The organism is Nocardioides pyridinolyticus (genome assembly GCF_054653575.1).
Window position 1 is genome coordinate 1 of sequence record NZ_BAAIFY010000052.1, and the last position, 6,667, is coordinate 6,667.

Below are 6,667 nucleotides of genomic sequence, written 5' to 3' on the forward strand. Positions count from 1 at the left end.
GGTGGCGACGTGGTCGCCGGTGATCATCTTGACCGCGATGCCGGCTCGCCGGCACAGGGTGACTGCCTCGACTGCTTCGGGGCGGGGCGGGTCGGCGATGCCGGCGAAGCCCAGGAACACCAGGCCGTCGGCCGCTCGGGCAACCGCCTCAGGAGTCCATGAGTCGCCCACCCGGGCAGGAGCGGTGGCAGCGGTCGCGTCGGCGGCGGCCAGCACTCGCAGCCCCGCGGAGGCCATCTCCTCGACCGCCCCCAGCAGTCGTGCCCGGAGCTCATCGTCGAGACGGACGGGTACGCCGTTGATCAGGGCGTGCCCGCAGCGGTGCAGCAGGACGTCCGGAGCCCCCTTGGCGGTGATCGCGACGGTGCCGTCGGCGCCGCGGTGGACGGTAGCCATGTACTTGGCCTCGGCGGAGAACGGGAGTTCCGCGATCCTCGGCGCAGCTGCGCGGGCGGTGTCGATGTCGAGCTCCTGGCGGGTGGCGGCGGCCAGCAGTGCGGTCTCCATCGGGTCGCCCACCGCGTCGTCCCCGGTACCGGTGGCGTCATTGCAGAGCACGAACGCGGCCAGCAGCCGCTGGGTGTCACGATCGTGACCCGAGGGCTTGTCGAGCGCGTGCCCGGCGGTGGCGAGTTGGCGTACCGTCATGTGGTTGCGGGTCAGGGTGCCGGTCTTGTCGGTGCAGATCACCGTGGCCGATCCCAGGGTCTCCACCGAGGCCAGGCGCCGCACGATCGCGCCGTGGGCGGCCATCCGGTGCACCCCGACGGCCAGGACGAGCGCAAGGACCGCGGGCAGGCCCTCCGGGACCGCCGCGACTGCCAGGGCGACGCCGCGCAGCGCGATGTCGGCGAGGGCATCGCCGCGCAGGGCTGCGGCGATCGAGTACAGGACCACCGCGGCGATGCCGATCAGCGCGATCCGGCGGCCGGCCACGTCGAGCTGCTGCTGTAGCGGCGTGCGCGGCGGGGTGGTGCCGGACAGCATCCCGGCGATCTGGCCCACCTCGGTCCGCATACCGGTGGCCGTGACCAGCAGGTCAGCGCGGCCGCGCACCAGCACGGTGCCGGCGTGCAGCAGGTTGGACCGGTCCGCGAGCGGCACCTCCCCGGTCAGGGGCTCGGTCGCTTTGCCGACCGGCACCGACTCCCCGGTCAGGGAGGACTGGTCGACGGCGACGTCGTGAGCGACGAGGAGCCGGCCGTCGGCCGGAACCCGGCTGCCGGCCTCGAGGGCCACCACGTCGCCGGGCACCAGGTCGGCCGACGGCACGGTCACCAGCTCGCCGTTGCGGCGGGCCGTCGCCATCGGGACCAGGAGCTGCTTGAGCGCGGCGAGGCTGCGGGTCGCCTTGCGCTCCTCGACGAAGCCGATGGTGGCGTTGAGCAGCACGACCACACCGATGATCGCTGCGTCCTTCAGGTCGCCGACCAGCGCGGCCAGCGCGGCCGCGGCCAGCAGGATCAGGAACAGCCCGCTGCGCAGCTGGTCGCCGAACACCTTCCACCCGGGACGCGGAGGCTGTTCGGTCAGTCGGTTCGGGCCGAACTCCGCCTGCAGCGGCCTCACCTGTGCGTCGGTCAGGCCGCTCGCGGTGTCGATCCCCATGCTCTCGGCGAGCACCTGCGCATCCACCAGGTATGGGTCGAGCGCGTGCACGTCGGCTCGCGCGTCGCGGAGGCTCGGAGTGGTCATCGCGACATCTCGCGACGGGTCGCGCCCTTCCAGGATGCCCGTCGGCTTCGCAGCCGGCGTACGAGGCGCGAGACGTCAAAGGTGAGGGGCACCAACAATGCTGTCGTCCAGATGAGCAGTCCGAGGACGGCGAGGACCTCGCCGCCGGAAGCGATGAGCAATGGCACGAAGGTCGCGATCAGGAGACCGGTCATCTCCAGTTCCGTGGCCGTGGCCGGCCCTGCACTCAGCACGGCGCCCGCCCCGCCCTCAGCGAGCACGAGGGCGCTCCGTTCGGTAGGGGTGGGGAACATGATGTGCACCTCCATCGGCATCCGGACTCCGTGGAGGTCTCCCCCGGCGGTACGTGCCGCCCCGCGCGCCGGGCCGGATCGGCCGTAGTGACGACGCCACGGTGGCTGGGGTACTCCCCTCCAACACCTCCACCGTGCCCGATCCGATGCGACATCCCCAGGGTCAAAGGTCCCCACGTCGTGCGCGCGCCGCATCGACGACGCCTCGGTCACGACTCATCTCCATCGGAGTTCGGCCGGACGACCATCACCGGGCAGACGGCGTGGCGGGCGCAGTAGCCGCTGGTCGAGCCCACGGCCAGGGTCGCCAGCGCGCAGTGGCCGCTTGAGCCCAGCACCTGCAGGTCGGCCGTCGCGCTGTGACGGACCAGGACGTCGGCGGGGTCGCCGTTGACCACCAGCGGGGTGCCCGGAGATGCCGGACTCCCGCTGTTCGTGGTCCACGACCTCGGTGGTCCACGAGACCAGCTGTTGGGTGCCGGGCACGATCAGCGCCGGATCGTGCAGTTGGTCCCACTGCACGGCGTGAATGACGTCCAACTCTGCCGTGCGCCGGCGCACCTCACACGCCCCGACGTGGAGCGCACGGCGGGCCGGCGTGGACGTGTCCACGCCCACAATCACCCGGCCGTGCGGCCCCGCCGAGTTCGCAGCGAGCCGGACGACGACCGAGCACGCCGCGCGGGCCAGGCACGCCGCGCTGACCGAGCCCAGCAGTAGACCAGCCACGGGATTGCGACCTCGCGACCCGAAACCACCAGCAGGTCCCCCGCCCCGCACGCCTCGCAAAGCACCTCCGCGGCGGCGCCCGGATCGACCCGGAAGTCCGCGCGAACCTCGCCGCCGAGCTCGGCGTTCCTCCCCGCGACGATCCGTTCGGCGCAGGCCCTGACGTGAGTGACGTCGGGTACGTCGGCAGCGATGCACACCCGCACTGGCACCGCATGGAGCCGGGCCTCGTCGATCGCCCACTCTAGGGCCGCACCCGCCGACGCCGATCCGTCGAACCGACGACAACGCTCCGGACCACCTGCTGGCTCGCACCGGTGTACGTGGCTGAACCCATGACACCTCCCACCGCGCACCTTCACCACGACTTCTACCGCCGGGCGGCCAGCAGGGTGCAGGGCCGATGGTCCCGGGCGCGAAAGCCCTTTGACCGTGTCGACCCGGGCGCGGACTGGGCGATCCTCACCTCATGACCCGGTCACTGGACGCCACCCACATCCGCGGTCGGATCCTCGTCGCCGCCGACGGGTCCGAACACGCCGCGCGGGCCGTGCGATGGGCGGCCGACCAGGCCGCGCTGGAGCACCGCGAGCTTGCAGTCGTCTGTGTCGGCGAGGGGCCAGGCACCCTCGTCGAGGACGCCGTCGCGGCAGCGCAACTGCTGCATCCCGATCTATCCGTGACCGGTCACGTCGTGCCCGGAGATCCACGTCAGGTGCTCCTCGACGCCTCGCACCACGCCCTCATGCTGGTGCTGGGGTCGCGGGGTCGCGGAGCGGTGAAGAGCATGCTGCTGGGGTCGGTCAGCTCCGCGGTCAGCTCCCATGCCGCGTGCCCGGTGGTCGTCTGCCGCCCTACCGACGGCCACGCCCAGACCGGGGTGATGGTCGGCGCCGACGGCACGCCCGAGTCGCTACCGGTCATCGAGTTCGCCTACCGCCAGGCCTCCCTGCGCGACCTCCGCCTCACCGTCCTTCACTCCTTCTGGGACGCCGCAGCCGCCGTCGCTCAGTACCGCGAGGCCCGAGGCGAGACAGTGGACGAGCCAGATCTCGAGGATCTGCGCGCCGCCCTCTCGGCGTCGGTGGCCGGCCTCGCCGAGGAGTACCCCGGTGTGCCCGTCACCCTCACCCTCAAGCACGGCTTCGCCGACGAGGCCCTCAGCCTACGCCACGGCGGCTGGGATCTGATCGTCGTCGGCCACCACCCCATGACCTCGCTCGCACGACTCCTCACCAGCTCCATCGCCAACACGGTCGTCGAGCGCGCCCACACCACCGTGGCCGTGGTGCCCCAGGCACCCCGCTCGTCGTGATCACGCCCAGCCCAACCCTCAGGTCACGGGAACCGTCGAAGCGTGCTGGTGCGTGTCCCCGCCGAGGTCAGCCATGTAGTTCTCGGTGCAGCCGCTCCATCCGTGAGTCCAGCTCGTTGGCGGTCTGCTCTGCCTCTTTGAGCTCTCGCCGCAGCGCGTCGGGGACCGCCCCGTCGTACTTGTAGTAGATCTTGTGCTCGAGGCTGGCAGAAGTCCATCGCGATGCTGCGCAGTTGGAGCTCCACCGGAACACTCACGGGACCGGAGGAGAGGAAGACCGGGATCTCGATGATGGCGTGGAGGCTCCTGTAGCCGTCGGCCTTCGGTGTGGCGATGTAGTCGGAGACCTTTGGGGATCGTGATGTCGTCCTGGGCCGTCAACAGCTCGAAGATGCGGTAGGCATCGGTGACGAAGCTGCAGGTCACTCGCACCCCGGCGATGTCGGTGATGTTGGATCGCACGCTGTCCAAGGTGGGGTCGAGACCCCGGCGTTCGGCCTTGGTCCGGATGCTTTCCGGGGACTTGACCCGGCTGGTGACGTGCTCGATGGGGTTGTAGTCGTGCATGTGCAGGAACTCGTCTCGCAGGATCGCGATCTTCGTCTCTACCTGGGGGTGTCAGATCTTCTGTGTAAGCGGTTGGTCGGTCTGAAAGGAACATGATGGACCTCGTGACAGAAGAGCCGGGCTCGACGCCGGTGTCGGGCAGGGACGTGGCCGCTGAGCTGGCTGCGTCGGGTGCCCTGGATGAGCTGTTCGCCCGGATCGACTCTGGTGAGGTCGAGATGACCGGCGCGGACGGTCTGATCCCGGGCTTGATCAAGGCCGCGCTCGAGCGTGGTCTGCAGGCCGAGTTGACCGATCATCTCGGCTACGAGAAGGGCTCCGCGGAAGCGCCCGCGTTCGGCAACTCGCGCAACGGATTCACGCCGAAGACGGTCTCGACCCAGGTCGGCGACGTTGAGCTGGCTACCCCCCGTGATCGCGATGGCTCGTTCACACCGCGACTGGTGCCCAAGGGCAGCCGACGGCTGGGTGGCCTGGATGAGATGATCATCAGCCTCTACGCCGGCGCGATGACGATGCGCGACATCGGCCATCACCCGGCGACCACGATCGGGACCGAGCTGTCTCACGAGACGATCTCCAAGATCGTCGACGAGATCAGCGAGGAGGTGCTGGCTTGGCAGCGCCGCCCGCTCGAGGCGCTCTACCCGGTGATCTACCTCGACGCGCGACCAGGACCGGGCAGGCCGTGAACTTCTCAGGCTGCTGCGGTGGCGCGGCGCCGGTCAGGGTGCGCCAGAACCGGCCACGCAGAGTGGCGCCGCCGCCGAAAGGGTCGGTCGCGCACAGCCGGGCGAGGTCGGGGTTGTTGGAGATGCGGGTCATCTTCGCGGTCAGCCCCGGCGGCATCGGCAACGGGTCGGTGAGCATCGGAAGTCCCTTCATCAGCTCGAACCCGACGCGCGTCAGTCGGGGGAACCGGGAGAAGCCGGCGACGACGGCGGGGTCGGTAACATCGGTGAGGGTGGTGACGATGAGGCCAGCGGCGGGCGCGCCGGGCGCGACCGCGTGGTAGGCGACGACTCCGCCCAGGCTGAGCCCGTACACGACGACCGGCCCGCCGGTGCCCTCGCGTTCGACCGTGACCAGGTCGCGGACGCAGTCGACCCACGTCTCGAAGCTCAGGTGCCGGTCGTCGGCGTCGGTGAGCCCGTAGCCGGGCAGGTCCGGAGCGACCAGGCGCCAGCCGGCGCGTAGCGCCGGCGCCCCGAACGGCAGCACGATGCGTCCGTACCCGCCGACACCGTGAACCAGGATCACGGTTCCCTTTGGCGTCTGCACGGTTTCCGGCTCGACGCGGTCCACGTGGACGTGAAGGGCACCCCACTCCCACCACGTCTCGGTGACGGCCGCGTCGTCCAGCAGCCGCATCACGGGCGGAAAGAAGCCCCGGTACTGCCGCGACGGGGGGTAGTCGGCGTAGCTGGTTGGCCGCGTGCTCATCGGGATACCTCGGTTCGGTCCCGGGTCGGCTTTGGGATGCGTCGGCGGTCCCGACGGCGGCGCACCGCCTTGTCGAGTTCACCGGTGCCTAGCGCCAGGGACGCGACGCCGGCTGCGGCTGCCCAGTGCAGTGGGTCGAGCGCGACGGTGCCGAACAGTCCTTGGAGGAACCCGACGTGGACGGCGAGGATCGGCAGGGCCACGACCAGGGTGAGGCTGGCCAGCAGCCACCGGTTTCGGGGGCAGGGTGCGGGAGAACGCGGACTCGTGCTCGGTGCGGACGTTGAACGCGTTCGCGACCTGGAACAGCACGAAGGTGGTGAACGCGAACGTGGTGGCGTACCGGGTGCCGTGGCTGTGGTCGGTGGCCGCGAGGACCGCCAGGGTGCCGGCGGCCATGACAACGGCGGTGAGCGCCATCCGGGTCAGCCGCGGCCACGACAGGATCCGTTCCCGGCGGGTCGCAGCGGTCGGTCCATGGTGCGCCGGTTCGGCTTGTCCAGACCGAGCGCCAGCGCCGGTGGACCGTCAGTGATCAGGTTGACCCACAGCACCTGCACCGCGGTCATCGACGCGGCGAGGCCGGCGATGACGGCGGCGATGAAGGTGAGGATGGCGGCGATGA

Annotated in this window: 6 protein-coding genes and 4 pseudogenes; 2 read left to right on the plus strand and 8 right to left on the minus strand. The window is 70.5% G+C overall.

The features are described from left to right. The 4 genes and pseudogenes from ACYQ0U_RS22290 to ACYQ0U_RS22305 form a co-directional block, all read right to left on the minus strand. A partial coding sequence (locus ACYQ0U_RS22290) for a cation-translocating P-type ATPase (protein ID WP_459976079.1) occupies positions 1-1,695 on the minus strand: 1,695 nt, incomplete at its 3' end. Next, the gene (locus tag ACYQ0U_RS22295) at positions 1,692-2,009 is read right to left on the minus strand and encodes a hypothetical protein (RefSeq protein ID WP_459976080.1); all 318 of its coding nucleotides are present in this window, start codon (positions 2,007-2,009) and stop codon (positions 1,692-1,694) included. The genes ACYQ0U_RS22295 and ACYQ0U_RS22290, both read right to left, overlap by 4 nt. A gap of 188 nt (positions 2,010-2,197) precedes the next feature. Next, complete coding sequence (locus tag ACYQ0U_RS22300) at positions 2,198-2,386, minus strand: universal stress protein (protein ID WP_459976082.1); 189 nt, start codon at positions 2,384-2,386, stop codon at positions 2,198-2,200. 274 nt (positions 2,387-2,660) lie between these two features. Further along, positions 2,661-3,059: pseudogene (locus ACYQ0U_RS22305) on the minus strand (hypothetical protein); the annotation flags it as partial. A 127-nt stretch (positions 3,060-3,186) separates the two neighbouring features. On the opposite strand from ACYQ0U_RS22305, the gene ACYQ0U_RS22310 reads away from it, so the two are divergent. After that, positions 3,187-4,032 carry a universal stress protein gene (locus ACYQ0U_RS22310; RefSeq protein ID WP_459976084.1) on the plus strand — a complete coding sequence of 282 codons (846 nt, stop codon included), beginning with the start codon at positions 3,187-3,189 and terminating at the stop codon, positions 4,030-4,032. Between the two features lie 23 nt (positions 4,033-4,055). Here the strand turns inward: ACYQ0U_RS22310 and ACYQ0U_RS22315 are convergent, their stop codons facing one another. Next, positions 4,056-4,367, minus strand: coding sequence for a hypothetical protein (locus tag ACYQ0U_RS22315; protein ID WP_459976087.1), 312 nt, complete (start codon positions 4,365-4,367; stop codon positions 4,056-4,058). Between the two features lie 79 nt (positions 4,368-4,446). After that, positions 4,447-4,599 (minus strand): annotated as a pseudogene (locus ACYQ0U_RS22320) (GTP pyrophosphokinase family protein); the annotation flags it as partial. A gap of 92 nt (positions 4,600-4,691) precedes the next feature. Between ACYQ0U_RS22320 and ACYQ0U_RS22325 the strand changes: the two are divergent. Further along, a pseudogene (locus ACYQ0U_RS22325) lies at positions 4,692-5,267 on the plus strand (transposase); the annotation flags it as partial. Here the strand turns inward: ACYQ0U_RS22325 and ACYQ0U_RS22330 are convergent. After that, complete coding sequence (locus tag ACYQ0U_RS22330) at positions 5,197-6,042, minus strand: alpha/beta fold hydrolase (RefSeq protein ID WP_459976086.1); 846 nt, start codon at positions 6,040-6,042, stop codon at positions 5,197-5,199. The pseudogene ACYQ0U_RS22325 and the gene ACYQ0U_RS22330 sit on opposite strands and share 71 nt — an antisense overlap. Continuing rightward, a pseudogene (locus ACYQ0U_RS22335) lies at positions 6,039-6,611 on the minus strand (cation transporting ATPase C-terminal domain-containing protein). Before ACYQ0U_RS22335 ends, ACYQ0U_RS22330 begins: the two are co-directional and overlap by 4 nt. Between the last annotated feature and the right edge of the window lie 56 nt (positions 6,612-6,667).